20 protein-coding genes and 1 pseudogene are annotated in these 20,884 nt (G+C 74.0%); 9 read left to right on the top strand and 12 right to left on the bottom strand.

The genetic code is table 11. The annotated features are described in order from the left end of the window. Positions 1-103: 103 nt before the first annotated feature. Complete coding sequence (locus AB0H28_RS22230) at positions 104-703, bottom strand: antibiotic biosynthesis monooxygenase (RefSeq protein WP_358043230.1); 600 nt, start codon at positions 701-703, stop codon at positions 104-106. A gap of 171 nt (positions 704-874) precedes the next feature. Here AB0H28_RS22230 and AB0H28_RS22225 point away from each other — a divergent pair, with 171 nt between their 5' ends. From AB0H28_RS22225 to AB0H28_RS22205, 5 genes are read left to right on the top strand one after another with little or no spacing between them, the layout of a single operon-like run. Then, positions 875-1,138 (top strand): DUF6343 family protein, encoded by a 264-nt coding sequence (locus AB0H28_RS22225; RefSeq protein ID WP_358043227.1) that lies wholly within the window; start codon positions 875-877, stop codon positions 1,136-1,138. A 12-nt stretch (positions 1,139-1,150) separates the two neighbouring features. After that, entirely contained in the window at positions 1,151-2,563 is a 1,413-nt protein-coding gene (locus tag AB0H28_RS22220; protein WP_358043224.1) for an NADP-dependent succinic semialdehyde dehydrogenase, read from the top strand. Between the two features lie 41 nt (positions 2,564-2,604). Next, positions 2,605-3,570 (top strand): TIGR03885 family FMN-dependent LLM class oxidoreductase, encoded by a 966-nt coding sequence (locus AB0H28_RS22215; RefSeq protein ID WP_358043221.1) that lies wholly within the window; start codon positions 2,605-2,607, stop codon positions 3,568-3,570. Between the two features lie 37 nt (positions 3,571-3,607). Continuing rightward, a complete protein-coding gene (locus AB0H28_RS22210; RefSeq protein WP_358043218.1) occupies positions 3,608-5,188 on the top strand; it encodes a Na+/H+ antiporter in 1,581 nt (526 codons plus the stop codon). After that, complete coding sequence (locus AB0H28_RS22205) at positions 5,185-5,442, top strand: UBP-type zinc finger domain-containing protein (protein WP_358043215.1); 258 nt, start codon at positions 5,185-5,187, stop codon at positions 5,440-5,442. The genes AB0H28_RS22210 and AB0H28_RS22205 overlap by 4 nt, the downstream gene beginning before the upstream one ends. Before the next feature lie 13 nt (positions 5,443-5,455). Here AB0H28_RS22205 and AB0H28_RS22200 read toward each other — a convergent pair whose 3' ends face one another. The 5 genes from AB0H28_RS22200 to AB0H28_RS22180 all read right to left on the bottom strand — a co-directional run bounded on the left by AB0H28_RS22200 (position 5,456) and on the right by AB0H28_RS22180 (position 10,621). Continuing rightward, positions 5,456-5,989, bottom strand: coding sequence for a GNAT family N-acetyltransferase (locus AB0H28_RS22200; protein ID WP_358043212.1), 534 nt, complete (start codon positions 5,987-5,989; stop codon positions 5,456-5,458). Between the two features lie 12 nt (positions 5,990-6,001). Continuing rightward, entirely contained in the window at positions 6,002-6,745 is a 744-nt protein-coding gene (locus AB0H28_RS22195) for a hypothetical protein (RefSeq protein WP_358043209.1), read from the bottom strand. Positions 6,746-7,068: 323 nt separating this feature from the next. Further along, positions 7,069-7,521, bottom strand: coding sequence for a hypothetical protein (locus AB0H28_RS22190; RefSeq protein WP_358043207.1), 453 nt, complete (start codon positions 7,519-7,521; stop codon positions 7,069-7,071). A gap of 52 nt (positions 7,522-7,573) precedes the next feature. Then, a complete protein-coding gene (locus AB0H28_RS22185) occupies positions 7,574-7,894 on the bottom strand; it encodes a multidrug efflux SMR transporter (RefSeq protein ID WP_358043204.1) in 321 nt (106 codons plus the stop codon). Between the two features lie 117 nt (positions 7,895-8,011). Then, positions 8,012-10,621 (bottom strand): glycoside hydrolase family 9 protein, encoded by a 2,610-nt coding sequence (locus tag AB0H28_RS22180; protein WP_358043202.1) that lies wholly within the window; start codon positions 10,619-10,621, stop codon positions 8,012-8,014. A gap of 215 nt (positions 10,622-10,836) precedes the next feature. Between AB0H28_RS22180 and AB0H28_RS22175 the strand changes: the two genes are divergently transcribed. After that, a complete protein-coding gene (locus AB0H28_RS22175) occupies positions 10,837-11,562 on the top strand; it encodes a protein phosphatase 2C domain-containing protein (protein WP_358043199.1) in 726 nt (241 codons plus the stop codon). A 3-nt stretch (positions 11,563-11,565) separates the two neighbouring features. Here the strand turns inward: AB0H28_RS22175 and AB0H28_RS22170 are convergent, their stop codons facing one another. Beyond that, positions 11,566-14,238: an ATP-dependent helicase C-terminal domain-containing protein gene (locus AB0H28_RS22170; RefSeq protein ID WP_358043196.1), complete on the bottom strand. Its 2,673-nt coding sequence runs from the start codon at positions 14,236-14,238 to the stop codon at positions 11,566-11,568. A 34-nt stretch (positions 14,239-14,272) separates the two neighbouring features. Next, a complete protein-coding gene (locus tag AB0H28_RS22165) occupies positions 14,273-15,097 on the bottom strand; it encodes a SigB/SigF/SigG family RNA polymerase sigma factor (protein WP_358043193.1) in 825 nt (274 codons plus the stop codon). A gap of 298 nt (positions 15,098-15,395) precedes the next feature. Here AB0H28_RS22165 and AB0H28_RS22160 point away from each other — a divergent pair, with 298 nt between their 5' ends. Next, on the top strand, positions 15,396-16,127 hold the full coding sequence (locus AB0H28_RS22160; RefSeq protein ID WP_358043190.1) for a hypothetical protein: 732 nt from the start codon (positions 15,396-15,398) through the stop codon (positions 16,125-16,127). Here the strand turns inward: AB0H28_RS22160 and AB0H28_RS22155 are convergent. Continuing rightward, positions 16,076-17,665 (bottom strand): phospholipase D-like domain-containing protein, encoded by a 1,590-nt coding sequence (locus AB0H28_RS22155; RefSeq protein ID WP_358043187.1) that lies wholly within the window; start codon positions 17,663-17,665, stop codon positions 16,076-16,078. The genes AB0H28_RS22160 and AB0H28_RS22155 overlap by 52 nt on opposite strands. 146 nt (positions 17,666-17,811) lie before the next feature. On the opposite strand from AB0H28_RS22155, the gene AB0H28_RS22150 reads away from it, so the two are divergent. Next, positions 17,812-17,940: a hypothetical protein gene (locus tag AB0H28_RS22150; protein WP_255563042.1), complete on the top strand. Its 129-nt coding sequence runs from the start codon at positions 17,812-17,814 to the stop codon at positions 17,938-17,940. A gap of 51 nt (positions 17,941-17,991) precedes the next feature. On the opposite strand, the gene AB0H28_RS22145 is transcribed toward AB0H28_RS22150, so the two are convergent. Both AB0H28_RS22145 and AB0H28_RS22140 read right to left on the bottom strand, forming a co-directional pair. Next, positions 17,992-18,978 (bottom strand): pirin family protein, encoded by a 987-nt coding sequence (locus tag AB0H28_RS22145; protein ID WP_358043460.1) that lies wholly within the window; start codon positions 18,976-18,978, stop codon positions 17,992-17,994. A 15-nt stretch (positions 18,979-18,993) separates the two neighbouring features. After that, positions 18,994-19,473: pseudogene (locus tag AB0H28_RS22140) on the bottom strand (MarR family transcriptional regulator); the annotation flags it as partial. 122 nt (positions 19,474-19,595) lie between these two features. Here AB0H28_RS22140 and AB0H28_RS22135 point away from each other — a divergent pair. Then, a complete protein-coding gene (locus AB0H28_RS22135) occupies positions 19,596-20,183 on the top strand; it encodes a DUF1684 domain-containing protein (RefSeq protein WP_358043184.1) in 588 nt (195 codons plus the stop codon). 53 nt (positions 20,184-20,236) lie between these two features. Here AB0H28_RS22135 and AB0H28_RS22130 read toward each other — a convergent pair whose 3' ends face one another. Continuing rightward, entirely contained in the window at positions 20,237-20,824 is a 588-nt protein-coding gene (locus AB0H28_RS22130; RefSeq protein WP_358043181.1) for a general stress protein, read from the bottom strand. Positions 20,825-20,884: the final 60 nt, after the last annotated feature.

Raw genomic sequence — 20,884 nt, 5'->3', positions numbered from 1 at the left:
GCAGGGGCGGATCGACCCTATGCGCCTCGACCGCCGGCACGGAAGGTGTGTCGGTCTTCTTGCATCGAAACCTGTCGTTCACATGGGTGGGTGATGAACGGCCTCAGCGGCGCCAGGGCGCCGGCCGACCGTGCAGCCACCAGTGCAGCGCCCGGGTGATCCGGGGCAGCACCAGATAGGTCATCAGCGGGGTGAGGACGAGCGTCATCAGCAGCGTCCGGCCGGCGAGCGGCACCCCGGCGGCGAACCGGGCGGTCAGCAGCGTGGCGGTGAGACTGAGCGGGAAGAACGCCAGCCAGATGGTGACCGCCTGCTTCCAGCGCGGCGGCGTCGCCGGCGGCACCGGATCGGACTCGCCGAACGTCTCCACCACGTGGTCCACCGGCGCGTCGAACCAGCCCTCGATGCCGGTGCGGCGCTCGACGCGGGTGTGCTCCACGATGCCCTGCGCGGAACCTAGCCACCAGTGCCGCTGCGGGGAGTCCTCCCAGCCGTGCAACGTGTCCGCGTCGGCGAAGCGGTACATCACGTGCCATTCGCCGGAACCGGGCGCGCTGCGCACGAAGCCGGCGCCCAGGAATCCGGGGAAGCTCTCCGCGAGCGCCGTGCCGGCCCGCATCCACGCCACCACCTCCCCGGTACGCGCCGGGTCTGCGCGCCGGGACACGGCGACGGTCACGGGTCCGGCCTGCATCGTGGTCATGCCTTCCTCTCCACCGCCGCGGGATCTCCGCCGGGTCCGGCAGCACGATCCAACGCGCCCGGCCGGTGGTCGCATCCGCCACGTACCCGTTCCGTGTCCGGGATCACCGGCCTCGCCGGGTCACCCGGGTGCTCCCGGTTAGCCCCGGCCGAGCCGGGGTAGCCGGGAGGAATGACCCGATCACAGCCCCGCCGTGCCCGAGGCACGGTCGGCCACGCGAACAGCGCGCTCAACCTGCGCCTCGTGCTGGCCCTGTTCGGCTTGGTCGTGATGACCGTCCTCGCGGTGTTAGCGTTCGCTGCCGACCTGGCCTGGCTGGGCGTCGTCTGCGCGATCCTGGCCGCGGTGGCCGTGGTCGACCTGGTCGTCATCCAGCGCCGTCGTGCCGCCCGCCGCCGGGAGGAGCCGGGCGTGCGGCACTCGCTGTTCGAGTGACAGGAGTACGAGATGCCCATCGCCACCACCAATCCCGCCACCGGACAGGTGCTCAAGACGTACGACGCGATGTCGGACGAGCAGATCGACGCCGCGATCGAGCGCGCCCACCTCGCCTTCCGGCAGTTGCACGACACCACGATCGCGCAGCGCGCCGGGTGGCTCACCACCGCGGCCGACCTGTTGGACGCCGAGCGGGACGAGACGGCCCGGCTGATGACCACCGAGATGGGCAAGACCTACGCGGCAGCCAAGGCCGAGGTCACCAAGTGCGCCACCGCCTGCCGCTTCTACGCCGACAAGGCGCCGGAGATGCTCGCCGACGAGCCCGCCGACGCCGCCGCGGTGAAGGCGAAGCGGGCGTACGTCCGCTACCAGCCGATCGGCCCGGTGCTCGCGGTGATGCCGTGGAACTTCCCGCTCTGGCAGGTGATGCGCTTCGCCGCGCCGGCCCTGATGGCCGGCAACACCGGCCTGCTCAAGCACGCCTCCAACGTCCCGCAGACCGCCCTCTACCTGGAGGACGTGTTCCGCCGCGCCGGATTTCCGGAGGGCGCGTTCACCACGCTGCTGGTCGGCTCCGACGCGGTCGAGCGGATCCTCAGCGACCCGCGGGTACGCGCGGCCACGCTCACCGGCAGCGAGCCGGCCGGCCGGTCCATCGCCGAGATCGCCGGCCGGGAGATCAAGAAGACAGTGCTGGAACTGGGCGGCAGCGACCCGTTCGTGGTGATGCCCTCGGCCGACCTGGACCGGGCCGCCGAGGTCGCCACCACCGCCCGCTGCCAGAACAACGGCCAGTCCTGCATCGCCGCGAAGCGGTTCATCGTGCACACCGACGTCTTCGACGCGTTCGCCGAGAAGTTCGCCGCCCGGATGTCGGCGCTGCGCGTCGGCGACCCGATGGACGAGAACACCGACGTCGGACCGCTGGCCAGCGAGCGCGGCCGGGACGAGGTGCACGACCAGGTGACCGACGCCGTCGACCAGGGCGCCACCGTGCTCTGCGGGGGCGAGAAGCCGGCCGGCGACGGCTGGTTCTATCCGCCGACGGTGGTCACCGACCTGCGCCCGGAGATGCGGATGTGGCACGAGGAGGTGTTCGGCCCGGTCGCCGGGCTCTACCGGGTCGGCTCGTACGACGAGGCGATCGAGGTGGCCAACGGCACCAGCTTCGGCCTCGGCTCCAACGCCTGGACCACCGACCCGGCCGAGCAGGAGCGCTTCGCCGCCGACCTGGACGCCGGCAACGTGTTCATCAACGGCATGACCACGTCCTACCCGGAGCTTCCCTTCGGCGGGGTGAAGAACTCCGGGTACGGCCGCGAGCTGTCCGCCCTCGGCATGCGCGAGTTCTGCAACACCAAGACGGTGTGGATCGGCGCGGGCGAGGCCGGCGCGGGCGCCGGCGCGCACGCCGAGTAGCCACGGTTGGCCGGACGCCGTCATGGGTAGAAGTGCTGCCCATGACGGCGTTCGGCTTCCACGCATCCCATGAGCAGATCCACCCGGCCACGTTGCTGGAGGCGGTGATCCACGCCGAACGGGCCGGCTTCGACGCGGCCATGTGCTCCGACCACTTCTCGCCCTGGAGCGAGCGGCAGGGCCAGTCCGCATTCGCCTGGTCCTGGCTCGGCGCCGCGCTCCAGGCCACCAACCTGTCCTTCGGCGTGGTCAACGCTCCCGGCCAGCGCTACCACCCGGCGATCATCGCGCAGGCCATCGGCACGCTCGGCGCCATGTATCCGGGGCGGTTCTGGGCGGCGCTGGGCACCGGCGAGGCGAGCAACGAGCACATCACCGGCGACCGCTGGCCCCGCAAGGACGTCCGCAACGCCCGGCTGCGCGAGTGCGTCGACGTGATCCGCGCGCTGCTGGCCGGTGAAGAGGTCACCCACGACGGGCTGGTCACCGTGGACCGGGCGAAGCTGTGGACCCGCCCCGAGGAGCCGCCCGCGCTGGTCGGCGCCGCGGTCAGCGTCGCCACCGCCCGTTGGTGCGCCGAGTGGGCCGACGGGCTGATCACGGTCAACGCGCCGGTCGAGCACCTCCGGCAGATGATCGACGCCTACCGGGACGCGGGCGGTCGCGGGCCGCTGCACCTACAGGTGCACGTGAGCTGGGCGCCCGAGCAGGCCGAGGCCGAGGCGATCGCGTACGAGCAGTGGCGCAGCAACGTCTTCGCCCCGCCGATCTGCTGGGACCTGGAGACCGCCGAGCACTTCGACGTGGCCAGCGCCGACCTGCCGATGTCGAGGGTCACCGACACGGTGAACGTCTCCGCCGACCTGGGCCGGCACGTCGGCTGGCTGGCGGAGTACGTCGAGCTGGGCTTCGACCAGATCGCCCTGCACCACGTCGGGCAGGAGCAGCGGGCGTTCCTCGACGCGTTCGGCGCCGAGGTGCTGCCGAAGGTGCGGCCGACCGCGTGATCACACGCGGGCCCGGTGCCGCCTAGGCTTCGGTCTCATGGAAGCTCTGTTCGAGGTGGTGGTGTTCCTCGCCATCGCCACCTTCGGCGCGGCGCTGGCCCGCCGGCTCGGCCTGCTCGCCCCGATCCTGCTGGTCGTGCTCGGCCTCGCGCTGTCCTTCCTGCCGTTCTTCCCGCACGTGCGGCTGGAACCGGACCTGGTGCTCGTCGGCATCCTGCCGCCGCTGCTCTACGTGGCGGCGGTGAACACCTCGGTGCCGGCGTTCCGGCTCAACCTGCGGCCGATCCTGCTGCTCGCCGTCGGGTTGGTCATCTTCACCGCGTTCGTGGTGGGCACCGTCGTGCACCTGTTCCTGCCCGACCTGCCGTACGCGATCTGCGTGGCGCTGGGCGCGGTGGTGGCGCCGCCCGACGCGGTCGCCGCCACCGCGGTGGCCCGCCGGGTCGGCCTGCCCCGGCGGGTCGTCACCATCCTGGAGGGCGAAAGCCTGGTCAACGACGCCACCGCGCTGGTGCTGCTGCGGGTGGCGATCGTCGCCGCCACCGCCTCCACCGGCGGCGTCGGCGTCGGCTACGTGGCCCGGGAGGTGCTGGTCGCCACCGGCGGCGGCATCCTGGTCGGGCTGCTCGGCGTGGTGGTCTTCGGCTACCTGCACAAGCGGGTCAGCGACCCGGTGCTCGACAACGCGCTGTCGCTGATCGTGCCGTTCGCGGTGGTCTACGCCGCCGAGGAGATCCACGCCTCCGGGGTGGTCGCGGTGGTGGTGACCGGCCTCGGCATCGGGCACCAGCTGCCGATGCTCATGTCGGCCGCGTCCCGTCTCCAGGTGACCGCGTTCTGGCGGCTGATCCAGTTCCTGCTGGAGGGGCTGGTGTTCCTGCTGGTCGGCCTGCAACTGCCCGAGGTGCTGCGCGACCTCGACGAGCCGTTCGGCTCGCTGGTCGGGATCACCGCCGCGGTGCTGGCCGCCGTCTTCCTGGCCCGGTTCGTCTGGCTGTTCCCGGCCACCTACCTGGCCCGACTGGTGCCCCGGGTGCGACAGCGCGACCCCGCGCCGCCGGTGCGGTTCCCGATCGTCATCGGCTGGGCCGGCATGCGCGGCGTGGTGACGCTGGCCGCCGCGCTGGGCCTGCCGCTCACCCTCGCCGACGACCGGCCCTACCCACGCGGGCTGCTGATCTGGCTGGCGTTCGCGGTGATCGTGGCGACCCTGGTCGGGCAGGGCGCCACGCTGCCGTGGGTGGCCCGGCGGCTGCGGCTGCCCCCGGACGACCCGGTGCAGGACGCGCTGTCGGCCGCCGGGGTGCAGCAGCGGGCCAGCCGCGCCGCCCGGGAACGGCTCGACGCGCTGGCCGAGGGCGCGCCGGTCGCGGTGGTGGAACGGCTGCGCGGAATCACCACGTCCCGCGCCAACGTGGCCTGGGAGCGGCTCGGCGGCACCGACCGGGAAACCCCCTCCCAGGCGTACGCGCGGCTGCGACAGGAGATGATCGACGCCGAGCGGGAGGTGTTCCGGGCCGCCCGCGACTCCGGCCAGATCCCGGAGGAGGTGCTCACCCGCGCCTACCGTGATCTGGACCTGGAGGAGTCGCTGCTACGACAGGAGGTTCTCGAATGAGCTGCCAGCACCTCACCGGGGCGGGCGACGCCGAGCCGGCCACGACCACCGAGTGCCCCGACTGCGTCGCCGTCGGCAACCGGGACTGGGTCCACCTGCGTGCCTGCCTGGACTGCGGGCACGTGGGCTGCTGCGACTCCTCGCCCTACCAGCACGCCACGAAGCACTTCGAGTCCACCGGGCACCCGGTGATGCGCTCGATCGAGGCGGGGGAGTCGTGGCGCTGGTGCTTCGTCGACGAGGAGATCGGCTGACGCCCGCCGTCGTTCAGTCGAGCCGGCGGGCCAGCACCTGCCCCGGCCACGGCGGCCGACCCGGTCGGGTCACCGTGAACGGCTCGGTGGCGGTGTAGCCGCAGCCCTCGTAGAAGCGCACCAGCGCCCGGTCCGGGCTGCGGTAGCAGTCCACCCGCAGCAGACCCAGGCCACGCTCCCGGGCCAGGCCCGCCGCGTGCGCCAGCAGCCGCGCCCCGATCCCGCGACCCGCGTACGCCCGGTCCGTGACCAGCAGATTGACGTACAGCTCCGGCTCGGTGGCCGGCGGCACGTACTCCGTCGCCGCGCCGACCACCAGTGCGCCCACCGCGGCGCCGTCGACCTCGGCGAACCACAGGCCGTCACCGTGGGCGTAGCCGTCGGCCTGGGCGATCCGGCGCGGGTCGGTCGAGGCCGCGCCGGTGCCCCACTGGTCGGGTCGGCCGCGCTCGGTCAGCCACGCGATGGCACTGTCGAACAGCCGCAGCACGATCGGCGCGTCCGCCGGCCCGCCGGGCCGGATGGTGATGCTCTCCTGCTCGGTCATCACGCCATGCTGCTACACGTCCCCGACCGGCGGGGTGCCGGCCGCGACGCCGGCCGGACGCGCGACGGGGACCGGCGCCGGCTGGCTCGCCACCGCCCGACGAGCCAGCGCCGGGGCGGCCAGCCCGACGACGGCGAACAACCCGCCGAGCACCAGCCAGCCCGTCCCGCCCCCGCCCAGCACCAGCAGCGTGAGCAGCCCTCGGCCGAGCGCCTGCGCCAGCCCGGCGAGCAGTCCGTCCGCGCCCTGGTAGGCCCCGATCGCCCCCGGCGGGGCCAGGTCGTAGGCGAGGCCCGCGCCGGCCGCGCCGTGCCACAGGTCGCCCACCGTCCACACCGCCGTCGCCACCAGCAGCAGCGCCACCGCCGGAAGCACCGGCAGACCGGCGGTCACCGCGTACAGCGGGCACGCGGCAGCCAGCACCAGCCCGGCGCGGCGCAGCTTCGCCGCGGCCGGCGCGGCGGTGTCCGCGCCCCGGCTCAGCCGCACCGCCGCCGCGAGCGCCTGGCCCACCTGGAGGGCGGCGCGCAGCGTCCGCGGGTCCCACCGGTCCGCCAGCCCGCCCAGCGGCACGCTGGCGGTGAGCCCGACCAGGCCGGCGACGGTCAGTCCGGCGCCCACCGAGGTGGCGGAGAGGCCGACGTCCCGGGTCAGGTAGAGCGCGCCGCCGGCCAGCCAGAGCCCGGTGCCGACGGTGTTGGCCAGGGTGGCGAGCGCCAGGGTGCGCAGCGGGCCGGGCGGCGGCACACCCCTCATCGGCGACGGACCGGCCCGGTCGCGGAGCCCTCGGTCACGACGTCCCCATCGGCGGTCATGGCACCGACGCTAGGCGTGGGCGGTCCCTTGTCGTGGCCCGGGACGGCGCGACGCCTGTCACACCGGTCGGCATCGGCGTCCTCCGGCGTCGCGTCCGCTCGGGCGTGTCGCCGACGGCAAGACAGTGCCGTGGAGAGCACCATGACTCAGAGTCATAATTATGACTGTCAGTCATGACGCTCGAAAGCGCACTCTTCTGGCGGGAGCAACACGCTGCGTGTTCGTCCCCCGCCCGCGGACTGCCGCGCGGACGCCGGGGACGGTCAGCGGCTGGCCGCGCGCTCCCGGGGGTGCGGCCAGCCGAACCGACGCCATGCCCGCCGTGTCCCGGTCAGCCGGGCGGTCCAGTCGGTGAAGCCGCCGTCGCCGACCTCGTCAACGCCGTCGGACAGGGTGAGACGCAGCGCGGCGGCCCGGTAGTAGCCGGGTCCGCGTTGCCGCTGCGGCTCGTCACGCAGCGGAACCGGGCCGTGGCCGAGCGCCGGGCGGACCGTGTCGGCGAGCCGTTCGCCGACCACGGGGTCGAGTGCCGTGATGTGCATCCGGGGCGCGGCGGTCGGAGCCAGGTCGGCCAGGACCGTACGCCAGGAGGGGAGATGTCGGGTCAGCAACCGGGCCTCGGTGCGACCCGATCCGGTGTCCCGCGCGGTGGAGACCAGCGCGCAGAGCCGGAAGTGCGCGGGCCGGCCGGGGCCGAAGTCCTGTGCGCGGAGCACCCGGTGCCTCGACGCATGTCCATCGGGTTACGGCGATCCCGCCACGCCAGGTTCAGTGGGCGCCGCCCAGGTTGAGTACCACCACCCCGGCGATGACCAGGGCGGCGCCGACCACCTTGGTCACGCTCAGCGGCTCGCCCAGGAACACCGCCCCGACCGCCATGATGGCGGCGGTGCCCAGCCCGGACCAGATCGCGTACGCGACGCCGACCGGGACGTCCCGAACCACGAGGGCGAGCAGCCCGAACGCGGCCAGGTAACACGCCACCAGGCCGACCGTCGGCCAGAGCCGGGTGAAGCCGTCGCTCGCCTTGAGCAGGCTGGTGCCGATCACCTCGGCGGTGATCGCGAGCGCCAGGAGCAGATACGCCATCTGCGGACCGTACCCGGCTCCGACGAGGGCGCGCCGCAGTCGGCCCGATACGACGATCGTGGAGCCGTGGCACCGGATGCGGGGTGCCACGACTCCACGATCGGAGGGACGGAACGCTCAGGAGACGGTGCAGGCCCTGCCGTTCAGGGTGATCAGGTTGGGGTCGGGGTTGGGGGCGGTGGAGCCGGTCCCGTTCAGGCCGAACGTGGTGGACGCGCCGGGAGCGAGCTTGGCGTTCCAGGGCAGGTTCTTCGCGGTGACCGTGGCGCCGGTCTGACTGACCTGCGCCGACCAGGCGTGGCTCACCTTCTGGTCGGCGAGGAACGCCCAGCGCAGGCTCCAGCCGTTCACCGCCGTCGCGCCGGTGTTGCGCACCGTCACCTGGGTGGTGAAGCCGGCCGGCCAGCTCCCGTGCGTGGCGTACGTGACCGCGCAGGTGGGCGCCGGCACGGCCGCCGCGTCACCCTGGTCGGCCAGGAACGACGCCAGCCAGGCCAGCGCCGAGTTCCAGTTGATCGCCACCTCGTTCGTCGCGTACGAGTTGATGTTGTCGACGTAGCAGAACATCGGCGCGCAACCGGCGAGCAGGTTCGCCGCGTACGGGTCCTGGAGCGCGGCGTTCGGGCCACCGGCGAGCGAGCCGTCCGGCGGGTTCGGCAGGTCCGGGTTCAACTGGTTGCCGAAGATGCGGCTGTGCTGGTTGTGCGCGTTCTGCTCGCCCCAACCGGTCACGTAGGACATGTTCAGCGCGTTGCGGCCGAACAGGTAGTCGGCGCTCTGCACCGCACCGTCGCGGTACTTCGCGTCCCGGCTCAGGTCGAACGCGGTGGCCAGCACGATCGCGTTGTTCACCAGGTTGCTGTTGCTGCCCCAGACGTACGCGTCGGCGGTGCCCGGCATGGGCAGCCCGTACGCCTGATCGCGGACCGTGGCCAGGTAGTCGTCCGCGGCGGCGGTGACCGAGGCGCGGATCCGGGTCTTCTCCGCCGCCGGCAGCGTGTTCGGCACGGTGGCCAGGTCGAGCCGGCCCAGCGCGGCCACGCTCTGCCAGCCGAACGCCCCGTTGGCGGCGAACACGTCGGCGGTGTGCAGCGGCGAGCCGGTGACGTCGGCCAGGTACGCCTTGTCGCCGGTGGTCAGCCACAACTCGACCGCCGCCCAGTAGAACTCGTCGGTGACGTTCGTGTCGTCGTACGCGCCGCCGCCGGTGCCGTCGGTGGCCGAGGCGTAGATCGCCGGGTGCGCCTTCGCCGCCGCGTACGCGGTCTTCGCGGCCTCGCCGCAGCGGGCCGCGAAGGCGGCGTCGTACGGGGCGAAGAGCCGGGCGCACTGGGCGGCGACGGCGGCCAGGTTGAGCGTGGCGGCGGTGGACGGCGGGTGCAGCTCGCGCACCTCCGGGTCGTCCTGCGGGGCCAGCGGCAGGCCGGTCCAGTTCTTGTCGTGGATCTTGTGGTGGACCATCCCGGCCAGCGGCTTGCCGGCCGGCACCTGCATCCGCATCAGGAAGTCCAGCTCCCAGCGGGCCTCGTCGAGGACGTCCGGCACGTCGTTGCCGCGCTCGGGCACCCGCAGCGTGGCGTCGCCGAGCGCCGCGCCGCCGTCGGCGGTCTCCGCGGTCTTGGTCCGCTCGAACGCGTTCAGCAGCTGGTAGGTGGCGATGCCGCCGTTGACCACGTACTTGCCGTGGTCGCCGGCGTCGTACCAGCCGCCGCGCACGTCGAGCGTGTAGTCGCAGACGCCGGGCTGGCAGGGCACGTCGGTGTCGCCCTGGTTGGGGGCGACGTCGAGGTGCCCGGCGGGGCGCGCGTACTCGTCGCCGATCAGGTCGCCGTCGATCGCGATGCCGCTGCGCTGGGCGTAGAAGAACTGCATCGAGTCGGCGCGCAGCCGGTCGTAGAGCGCGCCGGAGATGTCGAACGGGTGGCTGGTCTCGCCGTCCACGGTCAGCGTGTAGCCGGTGCCCGGCTTGCGGTAGGCGGAGAAGTCGACGGTCTGCACGTTCTGCGCGGACGCCTCGTCCACGCCGCGCGGGCTCGTCTCACCGCTGGCGACCACCGTCCCGGCGGCCGACTTCAGCTGCCAGGGCAGCGGGTCGGTGGCGTCGGTGACCACCGTGGCGTGCTTCGGCCCGCCGGGCAGGTAGCCGACCTGGTTGACCCGGACCCGGGGCCCGGTGTCCGGCTCGTATGGCGGGGCCGCCTCGCCGCCGCGCAGCGACACGTTGTCGAGGCAGAACGTCTGCGCCTCGGCGCTGCCGCCGATCTGGAAGATCAGTTGGGCGCCGGCGTTGTCGGCCGGCGAGGTGAACGTGGTGGTGACGTGCTTGGTGGCGGCGGTGGCGGTGGCGTCGACGCTCGCGTACGTCGTGTAGGGGGCGCTGCCGAGCTGGAGCACCGCCTTCAGGGCCGCGCCGGGGGTGGCGGTGACGTCGAAGGACAGCTCGTACTCGGCGCCGGAGATCAACGGCACCGCGTCCTGGCCGATGCCGGCGTCCCACGGGTTGGCCGTGCCGGCGGCGACAGTGGTGCAGAGCCGGCCGTCGGTGACCGCCAGTTCGCCGGTGCCGTAGGAGAACCAGGGGGAGACGCCGGCGCTGAAGTCGCCGTTGCGCAGTTGCTCGGGTGCGTCCGGGGGTACTTCGGCAAGGGCCGGACCGGCGGTGGCGCCGGTGAGGGCCAGCGCGGCGGTCGCGGTGAGCGCGACCAGCCGACGACGGGATCGGGTCACGGAGGTTCCTTCCGTGCTCGGGGGTGGTGGGGGAGAGCACGGGAGCTGGGAGCGCTCCCAATATCAGGGCGATGTTTCCACCACGTTCCGCCGCTGTCAATCGATCCGACCCGATGGCGCTCCCGTGCCCGTGCGCAGCGAGATTCGCCGCGCCACGTACGATGATGCTGATCTCCTAGAGACAACCGAGTCCCCGACCTGGCAGGCTGCGTCCCATGACCCTGAAGCTTCGTGCCGTCGGAGCGAGCGACCGTGGGCTGATCCGCAGCGGCAACCAGGATGCGCAGCACGCGGGCCCCTGGTTGGTCGCGGTCGCCGACGGCATGGGTGGCATGGCGGCCGGCGACCTGGCCAGCCGCATCGCGATCGACGCGATCGCCCCGCTGGACGTGGAGACGCCGGAGGACGCGCTGGTCGCCGCACTGCAAGGGGCCATCGAGCGGGCCACCGTGGGGATCCGCCAGGCGGTCGAGGAGGACCCGGAACGTCAGGGCATGGGCACCACGCTCACCGCGCTGCTGTTCGCCCGCACCGGAAGCTGCCTGGCGCTGGCGCACGTCGGCGACTCCCGGGCCTACCTGTTCCGGGAGGGCGTGCTCAAGCAGGTCACCCGCGACGACACCTTCGTGCAGATGCTCGTCGACCAGGGGCTGATCACCCCCGACCAGGCGAGCAGCCACCCCCGCCGCGCCGTGGTGACCCAGGCGTTGCAGGGCGACGAGGTCTCACCGGCGTACGCGACGATGGTGCCCCGGGCCGGCGACCGCTGGCTGCTGTGCAGCGACGGCCTCTCCAACGTGGTCCGCGCCGACACCCTCACCGAGGTGCTGGGCGAGGGCCTGGCGCGCGACGCCTGCGCGGCCCGGCTGATCGACCTCGCGCTGCGGGCCGGCGGCCCGGACAACATCACCGTGGTGATCGCCGACGTCGTCGAGGAGTGAGGGTCAGCGCCGGCGCGGGCTGGCCCGGCGGGTCGGCTCGGCAGTGGTCGGGTCCTCCGGCCACGGGTGGCGCGGGTAACGCCCGCGCAGCTCCGCGCGCACCTGCGGGTAGCCGCCGCGCCAGAACGAGGCCAGGTCCGCGGTGACCGCCACCGGTCGTCCGGCCGGGGAGAGCAGGTGCAGCAGCACCGGCACCCGCCCGTCGGCGATCCGCGGCACGTCCCGCCAGCCGAACGTCTCCTGGAGCTTCACCGCGAGCACCGGGGCGGCCGGGTCGGTGTAGTCCACCCGGACCCGGGAGCCGCTGGGCACGGCCAGCCGCTCCGGCGCCAGCTCGTCGAGGCGTGCCGCCTGCCGCCAGTTGAGCAGCCGGCGCAACGCCGGGCCCACGTCCAGCCGGGCCAGGTCGGCCCGGCGGCGGGCCCGGGCCAGCTCCGGGCCGAGCCAGGTCGGTGCGGCGTCGAGCAGCGCCGCGTCGGACACGTCGGGCCAGTCGTCGCCGAGCGCCTGCCGGCAGAACGCCAGCCGGCGGCGCAGCGCGGTCGCCTCCGGCGTCCACCGCAGCAGCCCCGGGCCCTCCTGCCGCAGCCCGTGCAGCACCGCCGCGGCGACCAGCTCCGGGTCGGGCGCGGCGAGCGGCCGGTCGAGCAGCGCGACGGCGCCGAGGCGGACCACCTCCCGGGCCACCACGTCCCCGCCGGACCAGGCGACCTCCCGGCCGGCGCGCAGCAGCGCCGCCCCGGCCTCGCGCGCGGTGGCCTCGTCGACCGGCGCGGCCAGCCGCACCCGGGCGGCCGGCGCGCCGGGGGAGCGGTCGGCCACCGCGACCGCCAGCCACGTCGACCCGGCCAGGCCCGACCCGGCCGCCAGCTCCGCCTCGGTCCCGCCCGCCATCAGGTACGCGGACCCGCCGGCCCGCCGCACCCGGGCCAGCCGTTCCGGGTACGCCAACCCGGCCAGCAACCCGGCGGCCAGATCGTCGGGCAGCCGCTCCGGATGCCCGCCGTCCTCCGCCACCCGCTGCCCCCGCCGGCCGCCTGTCGTACCGTCGGGCCGGTTGCCGGTGCTGGCGGCGGTCCGCTGCCGGTCGTCCGCGGGCAGGGCGGCGCGCAGTCGGCGTACCTCGCTTCGCCAGCGGGCGGTGGCGGCCGGTTCGGCGCCGGCCCGCAGCCGGCGCCACCGGGCCGGCAGGTCGTCCCCGGCGCCGCCCAGCGTCTCCTCGGCGAGCATCGCCACCACCTCGGCGGCCCGGTCGGCGCCCACCCGCGGCGCGCCGTCGAGCAGCGCCCTGGCCAGCCGGGGGTGCGCGCCGACGGCCGCGATCGCCCGTCCCCGCGCGGTGATCCGGCCGTCGGCGTCGACCGCGCCGAGCGTGGCCAGCGTCTCCCGGGCGACGGTCAACGCGGCCGGCGGCGGCGGGTCGGGCAGGGCCAGGCCGGCGCCGTCGGGCGCACCCCAGGCGGCCAGCTCCAACGCGAACCCGGTCAGGTCGGCGGTGGCGATCTCCGGCTCGGGCTGCGGAGCGAGCCGGGCGTGCGTCGCCTCCGACCAGCAGCGGTATACCGCCCCCGGCGCCTCCCGCCCGGCCCGGCCGGCCCGTTGGGTCGCCGCAGCCCGGGAAACCGGCACGGTGACCAGCGCGCCCAGCCCGCGGGCCAGGTCGGTGCGCGGCACCCGGCTCAGCCCGGCATCCACCACCACCCGCACCCCGGGCACGGTCAGGCTGCTCTCCGCTACCGCGGTGGCCAGCACGACCCGCCGGTCGACGCCCGGGCCGCCAATCCGCGCGTCGCCGGTCTGCGTGCCGTCGGGTGCCGCGCCGCCGGGTGCGGCGTGTGCGTGCGCGGGCGGCGGGGCCAGCGCCGCGTCCTGGGCGGCGGCGGAGAGCCGGCCGTGCAACGGCAGCACGGCGACCGTGTCGCGCAGGTCCGCCAGCCGCCCGGCGACGGCCGCGATCTCACCGGCGCCGGGCAGGAAGACCAGCACGTCCCCGTCGCGTTCGCACAGCGCCCGGCGGACCGTGGCGGCCACGTGGTCCAGCAGCGCCGGGTCGACCCGGCCCGGGCCGGGCGGGGCGAACCGGCGCGGCGGCGGCGCCCACACCCGCTCGACCGGGTGCCGGGCGGCCTCGGCCCGCACGACCGGCGCGGGGTCGTCGCCGCCGAGCAGCGCGGCGAACCGGTCCGCCTGCGGGGTCGCCGACATCGCGAGCAACCAGAGATCAGGGCGCAGCGTGGCCCTGGCCTCCACGCCGAAGGCCAGCGCCAGGTCGGCGTCGAGCTGGCGCTCGTGGCACTCGTCGAGCAGCACCGCGGCCACCCCGGGCAGTTCGGGGTCGTGGTGCAGCCGGCGTACCAGCAGGCCGGTGGTGACCACCTCGACCCGGGTGCGCGACCCGGCTCGCCGTTCGCCGCGCACCGCGTAGCCGATCCGTTCGCCGACCCGCTCGCCGAGCAGGGCGGCCATCCGGTGCGCCGCGGCCCGGGCGGCCACCCGGCGGGGCTGGGCGATCACCACCCGCCCGGCGACCGCGTCGGCGACCGCGAGCGGCGCGGTCGTGGTCTTGCCGGTGCCCGGCGGCGCCACCAGGACGCCGGTTCCCCGCCAGCGCAGCGCGGCGACCAACGTGGGCAGCACCGGCCGGACCGGCAGGTCGAGGGACACGTCGGCGAGCACGCACCCACTCTCGCACCCGCCCCTCCTGACATCCCTAGTAGGTGCCGTGGAGCTGGCCGCGCAGCTTGGTCAGCGCGCGGGCCAGCAGGCGGGACACGTGCATCTGCGAGACGCCGATCTGCTCGGCGATCTGCGACTGGGTCAGGTTGCCGTAGAAGCGCAGGGTGAGGATCTTCTGCTCGCGCTGGTCGAGCGTGGCCAGCGCCGGGCCGAGGGCGACCCGCATCTCGGCCAGCTCGAACTCGCCGTCCTCGCCACCGAGCAGGTCGCCCAGCTCGGTGGCGCGCTCGCCGTCCCCGGTCGGGGTGGACAGCGACACCGCGTTGTAGGCGCGGGCGCCCTCCAGGCCCTCCAGCACCTCTTCCTCGGTGACCTTGAGGTGGGCGGCGATGTCGGCGACCGTCGGCGAGCGGCCGAGCGTCTGCAGCAGGGTGCTGTTGGCGTCGGAGATGGCCAGGCGCAGCTCCTGGAGCCGGCGCGGCACCCGGATGTCCCAGGTGCGGTCGCGGAAGTGCCGCTTCAGCTCGCCGATGATGGTCGGGATGGCGTAGCCGGCGAAGTCGACGCCACGGGACGGGTCGAACTTGTCGATCGCCTTGATCAGGCCGATCGCGGCGGTCTGCACCAGGTCGTCGTTGGGCTCGCCGCGACCGCTGTAGCGGTGGGCGAGGTGGTTGGCCAGCGGCAGCCAGGCCTCGATGGCGCGGTCGCGCAGGGCGGCCCGCGAGGGGTGGTTCGCCGGCAGCGCGGCCATCGCGTCGAGCAGGTCGGCGGCGCTGTCGGTGAGCGAGCGGCTGTCGAGCTTCGCGGAGCCGGCCGGCCTGGTCGTGGCCGGGGCGCTCATCGGGTGGGCGGTCATGGTGGGTCCTCCCTGCACCTCGTCCGCGGAGAAAAAGAAGAGACGCTTCGGTTTAGGTTTAACTAGTCCGTTCGGGAGCAACCGTAACCTGATCAGCCGGCAAAAATCTAGCCGAAAGTATGATGCAGTTAAGGGGTGTCAGGGTAAAAGCAGCCCGGATGAGGGCATAGCCGACGAGGGTCGTCCACCGATCGGTCAAGGAAGAACCCGACAGTCGAGGGACACTGTCGACTTTCTGTCGTTGTCCCGCCAGCGAGACCGCCCGTAGCGTCCGTAGGGACACGTCTACGGAGGCACCGTGCTGGATCCCGCCGCGCCGCAACTCGTCATCAACGCCCGCACGCTGCTGTTCAGCTGGCTCCCGGCGGATCCCGGCGCGGCCGGGGCGCTTGTTCCCGCCACCCTCCGACCGCACCCGGAGGGACAGGTCTTCCTCAGCCAGTACGTCGTCGACGACGAGACGCAGACCTCCGGCTTCGGCGCCTACTCGCTCACCTATCTCGGCGTCTCACTGGCCGACATGGAGCCGCCGGACCGCCAGACCCCGGGCGGATGGTGGACGCACTACCTGGCCTCCAGCGCCCGGGTCCGGCAGTACGCCGCCGCGCGCGGCGCGCCGGCCGAGGCCGGCGTGACCCGGATCGAGCTGCGCGGCGGGCGTCTCACCGCCGAGACGTGGACCGACCGGCCGCTGATCCGGGTGACCGCCCACGCCGGTCACACCGGCACCGAGGCGCACAGCGGCCACCACCGCTACCTCACCCGCCGCGACGGGGAGCTGATCGTCACCGACTATCCGTACGTGGCCGAGCCGGTCTCGCCGTTCGAGGTGGAGTCGGTGGAGTTCCTCGCGCCCGAGCACCCGGCCTATGCGCTGCGTCCGGCCAACCCGCTGCGCGTCTGCTGGGGGTTCTACTCGCCGCGGGTGTCCTTCGCCTACCCGGCCCGACCGAACCCGTCGGACGAGCCGACGCCGCCTCACCAGGTGCCGGCGCGTCGGGCCCGCAGCGGCCTGCCGTCCGGGTCGTAGACCAGCCGGTACGCCGGCAGCGCCCAGACCCGCGTACGCCAGGGCAGGCGCTGCGGCCGGTGCGGTCGCAACCGGCCCGGCGGACGGGGACCGACCCGGCCGCCGGTGTGCCAGCGGTCCAGTTCCTCCGCCGCCGCGTCGATCGCCGCCACCGCGTCCGCCGGGTCGAGCAGGTCGTCGTCCTGCGTGCCGTCCGGATCGCGGTCCAGGTGCTCGCGCCACAGCCGCAGCCGCAGGTCGCGGGCGAAGGCCCGGGCGCCGTCGCCCAGCCCGGCCGGATCGGCGGGCTGGCGTTCGTCGCGGGTGTCGTCGAGCACCGCGCAGGACAGCTCGCTGTCGTGGGTCCAGGAGCGGCGGTTGAAGTTGTCGCTGCCCACGCTGGCCCAGACGTCGTCCACCACGCAGACCTTGGCGTGCACGTAGACCGGGGTGCCCCCGTGGTTCTCCACGTCGAACACGTGCACCCGTTCCGGCGCGGCCCGGTGGCAGAGCGAGAGCGCCTGCTCGCGGCCGACCATGTTCGGCGGCAGCGCCAACTTGCCGTCCACGTCGGGATGGCGGGGCACCACCGCCACCAGGTGCAGCTCCGGATGCTCGCGCAGCGACTGGGCGAACAGCTCGGCCACCTCGGTCGACCAGAGGTACTGGTCCTCCAGGTAGATCAGCCGCCGGGCCCGGCGTACCGCCTTGGTGTAGCCCCGGGCCACGGTGCGCTCGCCGTCCGGGGCGAAGGAGTAGCGCGGGCGGACCGCCGGATAGGTGCGCAGCACCTGCACGTGGTGCGGGCCGAGCGGCGGCGGGTCGGCCGGCTGCTCCGGCAGCGGGTCCGGGGTGAGGTCCGAACCGCGCAGCCGGTCCCGTAGGTAGGCCAGCGGGTTCTCCGAGTTCAGCGGCATCGGGTCGGTCCACCGCTCGCGGAACGTGGTGTCGAGCGCGCCGACCACCGGGCCGCGCAGCGCGAGCTGCACGTCGTGCCAGGGCGGATTCGGGCCGTAGCGGGGGGACATGTCCACCGGCTGCGGGTCGCCGGCGTGGGTGTGGTCGTCGCGCCGGCTGTGGCACAGGTCGATGCCGCCGGCGAAGGCGACGTCGCGGCTCGGGTCGGCGGGGTGGCGCAGCACCACCAGCTTCTGGTGGTGCGAGCCGCCGCGTCGGACCCGCTGGTCGAGCAGCACCTCACCGCCGGCCGCGCGGACGGTCTCGCTGAGGTTGCGGTTCTCCGCCTCGCTGTAGGAGAGCGTGTCGAGGTGGGAGCGCCAGAGCAGGCCCTTGACGATCACCCCGCGCTGGGCCGCCCGGGCGAACAACTGCGCCACGGTCGGGCCGTCCGGGCGCATCCGCTCGTCGGGGTCGCCCCGCCAGTCGGTGAAGAACAGGTGGTCGCCGGCGCGCAGCGCCTCCACCTCGTCGACCAGCCGGTCGAAGTAGGCCGCACCGTGAATGAGCGGCTCGGCGAGGTTTCCCTCGGTCCAGACGGGTAACTCAGACCGCGGGTTGGCGCGTTCCTGTGCGCTGAGGAACCAGTCCCGCAGGGTCACGTTCCATCCTCCCGAGGTCGACGACGTCCTCACACGGTAGGGCCCCCGGCAGGGCGTCGCACGTCGACGCAGCAGGTGGGTGACGGTGCCACGCCTCAGGAGCGGGCGCCGGAGCACCGGATCGCGAAACTCAAGGAGGCACCGACATGCCCGCCGAGACGACGAACACCGTGACCGACGGCCGCGACCAGGCGGTGGAGGGGGAGCGGGGTGCGCTGGTGGCGGTCCTGTTGATGGTGATCCTCGGGGTGGCCGGGATCTTCGCCGTCTCCTGAGCCGCCCGGGCGCCCCGGCGGACCGGAGCGTCCGAGCGCGCCCGCACCCGGTCAGGGGCGGTCGCCCTGACCGTCGCTGTGCGGCAGCCGCCCGGTCGGGACGACCCCGAGCCGGCCGGCCTGGAAGTCCTCGACCGCCTGGATCAGCTCGGCCCGGGTGTTCATCACGAACGGGCCGTAGTGCGCCACCGGCTCGCGGATCGGCTGCCCACCCATCAGATAGAGCTCCAGCGCCGGGGTGTTGCCGTCCTGCGCGCGGTCGGCGGCGATCCGCAGCGCGTCGCCGGGCCCGTGCACGGCGAGCTGGCCGAGGCGGATCGGCTGCCGGTCGGTGCCCACCGTGCCCCGTCCGGCCAGCACGTAGACCAGCGCGTTGAATTCCGCCCGCCAGGGCAGGCTCAGCTCCGCGCCGGGCTGCAACGTCACGTGGGCGATGGTGATCGGGGTGTGGGTCGAGCCCGGACCCCGGTGCCCGGCGATCTCGCCGGCGATCACCCGGATCAGGCCGCCGCCGTCCGGCGTGGTCAGCAGCGCCGACTCCCGGCCGCGGATGTCCTGGTAGCGCGGCGGGCTCATCTTGGCCACCCGGGGCAGGTTGACCCAGAGTTGCAGGCCGTGGAACAGGCCGCCGCTGCGCACCAGGTGCTCCGGCGGGGCCTCGATGTGCAGCAGGCCGCTGCCGGCGGTCATCCATTGCGTGTCGCCGTCGGTGATGGTGCCGCCGCCACCAGTCGAGTCCTGGTGGTCCATGATCCCGTCGATCATGTAGGTCACCGTCTCGAAGCCGCGGTGCGGGTGCCACGAGGTGCCCCTCGGCTCGCCCGGCGCGTAGTCCACCTCGCCCATCTGGTCCAGGTGGATGAACGGGTCGAGATCGGTCATCGAGACCCCGGCGAAGGCCCGACGGACCGGGAAGCCCTCGCCCTCGTAGCCGCTCGGCGCGGTGGTGACCCGGCGGACCGGGCGGTAGCTGGTGGACTCGTCGAGCTTCGGCAGGCGGGGCAGGACGAGGACGTCGTCGACGGTGATCGCGGGCATCGCGGGCTCCTTTACTCGTCGGTCGGGGGGGGACGAGGCGGCGCGGTCGGCGCGCAGGCGCCGGCCGAGTCGCTCGAAGACCCGGGTGAGGCAGGCGACCTCGGCGTCGTCGAGATCGTCGATCAGGTGGGTGCGCACGGAGCGCCTGTGGTGCGGTGCGGCCTCGCGCAGGGCCAGCAGGCCGGCCGCGGTGAGCACGGCCTCGCTGCCGCGCCGGTCCGCCGGGCAGGACTCCTTGGCCACCAGGCCGCGCTTCTGCATGGTGGTGATCTGGTAGGTCAGCCGGCTCGGTGAGAACACCAGCCGGTCGGCCAGCTCGCCCATGCGCAGCCGCTGCCCGGGCGCCTCGGAGAGCAGCACCAGCACGTGGTAGTCGGCGAAGCTCAGCTCGCTGTCGGCGCGCAGGTCGTCCTCCAGTTGGGTGAACAGCCGCTGGCTCGACTCGATGTAGGCCCGCCAGCACGCCGTGCGCTCCGCGTCCAGGCTCTCCGTCATGCCACCAGAGTAGCACTAGTTAAAATTTAAACGACGTCGTGCTGTGTGGCCCCGCTCACGCAGATGAGCGCCAAGGGAAGATGGCTTGAAATTTGAAGCGAGCGGGCGGCTAGGGTCGGGGGATGGATGACCTCGACGTGCTGGACTGGCGGGCGCGGGTGGCCGGGCTCTACCTGTCCGACCTCGACCTGGGCGGGTTCCGCACGGCGCGCGACGCGCTGTTCGGCACCCACCCGAGCAGCCCGGTCCCGGCCGCCGAGCGGGCCGGCTTCACCGGGCTGCGCTGGTATCCACCCGACCCGGCGGCCGTGGTCGAGGCGCCGCTGCGGCCCGCCTCCGGCGAGCTGAGCATCGACACCGGCGGCCCGGACGGAGTGGTCGGCTACCGCCGGGTGGCGGTCGCGGAGACGCCCTGGGGGCCACTGACGCTCTGGTGGATCGACGCGTACGGCGGTGGGCTGTTCGTGCCGGTGTGCGACGCGAGCTGCGGGTACGGCTCGTACGGCGGCGGGCGCTACCTCACCGACACGGTCAAGGGCACGTTCGGGCGAGGGCTGACCGTGCTGCCCGGCGACCGGGTCCGGCTGGACGCCAACTACCTCTACAACCCGAGCTGCGCCTACGACGACAGGTGGGCCTGCCCGCTCGCCCCGCCGGAGAACCGCCTCGACGTGCCGCTGCGCGCCGGTGAGCGGGCCTGGCACGACTGACCCGCGAGGGAGGGCCCCGGGTGGGACCCTCCCTCGCGCCGGCGCCGACCGCCTCAGCGGGCGGTGGCCCCGGTGGGCGTCAGGTGCATCCGGCCCAGCATCTGTCGGGCCTGCTCGGCCAGCTCCGCGTCCACGGTCACCGCGTACTGGCCGGCCCGCAGCGAGCTGGCCGAGGTGAAGTCGCGCTGCCCGCCGGTCATGGCGTGCGCGACCGCACCGAACACGGCGCCCCAGATCGCGCCGATCACCAGGCCGACCAGGATCACCGCCAGCCAGTTGCCCGCGGTGAAGATGCCGAAGAGCAACCCGATGAACAGGCCGAACCAGGCGCCGGTGCCGGCGCCCAACAGGGCCGCCCGGCCGGTGGTCAGCCGCCCCATCACGGTCTCCACCAACGTCAGGTCGGTGCCGACGATCGAGGTGCGTTCCACCGGGAACCGGTTGTCGGCCAGGTAGTCCACCACGCGCTGCGCGGACGGATAGTCCGGATACGAGCCGATCGTGACGGTCGGCGGGGCGGCCTGCGCCCCGTGCCCGTCCCCGCTCGGCGGCATCGGGCGACCGCCCGGGCCGGACGGGAGGTTGTCGCCGCCCGGCATCCCGGGTCGCCAGGCCGCGGTCGGAGTCGAGGGTCTGGTCATGAGCATCCTCCTTCGTCGACCCGCCGCGTTCCCGTCGCCGGCGAGCGGTAACGCGGCGGC

The organism is Micromonospora sp. NPDC050980 (assembly GCF_040653835.1).
Classification (GTDB): domain Bacteria; phylum Actinomycetota; class Actinomycetes; order Mycobacteriales; family Micromonosporaceae; genus Micromonospora.
The sequence above is the reverse complement of the archived record's forward strand: the minus strand, read 5'-3'. Positions and strand labels throughout refer to the sequence as shown.

Bases quoted from the DNA above. Each gene is read 5' to 3' on its own strand.
- AB0H28_RS22230 (WP_358043230.1), bottom strand. From the start codon at position 703: ATGACCACGATGCAGGCCGGACCCGTGACCGTCGCCGTGTCCCGGCGC.
- AB0H28_RS22185 (WP_358043204.1), bottom strand. From the start codon at position 7,894: ATGGCGTATCTGCTCCTGGCGCTCGCGATCACCGCCGAGGTGATCGGC.
- AB0H28_RS22135 (WP_358043184.1), top strand. From the start codon at position 19,596: ATGGATGACCTCGACGTGCTGGACTGGCGGGCGCGGGTGGCCGGGCTC.
- AB0H28_RS22175 (WP_358043199.1), top strand. From the start codon at position 10,837: ATGACCCTGAAGCTTCGTGCCGTCGGAGCGAGCGACCGTGGGCTGATC.
- AB0H28_RS22165 (WP_358043193.1), bottom strand. From the start codon at position 15,097: ATGACCGCCCACCCGATGAGCGCCCCGGCCACGACCAGGCCGGCCGGC.
- AB0H28_RS22150 (WP_255563042.1), top strand. From the start codon at position 17,812: ATGCCCGCCGAGACGACGAACACCGTGACCGACGGCCGCGACCAGGCG.
- AB0H28_RS22220 (WP_358043224.1), top strand. From the start codon at position 1,151: ATGCCCATCGCCACCACCAATCCCGCCACCGGACAGGTGCTCAAGACG.
- AB0H28_RS22205 (WP_358043215.1), top strand. From the start codon at position 5,185: ATGAGCTGCCAGCACCTCACCGGGGCGGGCGACGCCGAGCCGGCCACG.
- AB0H28_RS22130 (WP_358043181.1), bottom strand. From the start codon at position 20,824: ATGACCAGACCCTCGACTCCGACCGCGGCCTGGCGACCCGGGATGCCG.
- AB0H28_RS22195 (WP_358043209.1), bottom strand. From the start codon at position 6,745: ATGAGGGGTGTGCCGCCGCCCGGCCCGCTGCGCACCCTGGCGCTCGCC.
- AB0H28_RS22200 (WP_358043212.1), bottom strand. From the start codon at position 5,989: ATGACCGAGCAGGAGAGCATCACCATCCGGCCCGGCGGGCCGGCGGAC.
- AB0H28_RS22215 (WP_358043221.1), top strand. From the start codon at position 2,605: ATGACGGCGTTCGGCTTCCACGCATCCCATGAGCAGATCCACCCGGCC.
- AB0H28_RS22225 (WP_358043227.1), top strand. From the start codon at position 875: ATGACCCGATCACAGCCCCGCCGTGCCCGAGGCACGGTCGGCCACGCG.
- AB0H28_RS22145 (WP_358043460.1), bottom strand. From the start codon at position 18,978: ATGCCCGCGATCACCGTCGACGACGTCCTCGTCCTGCCCCGCCTGCCG.
- AB0H28_RS22210 (WP_358043218.1), top strand. From the start codon at position 3,608: ATGGAAGCTCTGTTCGAGGTGGTGGTGTTCCTCGCCATCGCCACCTTC.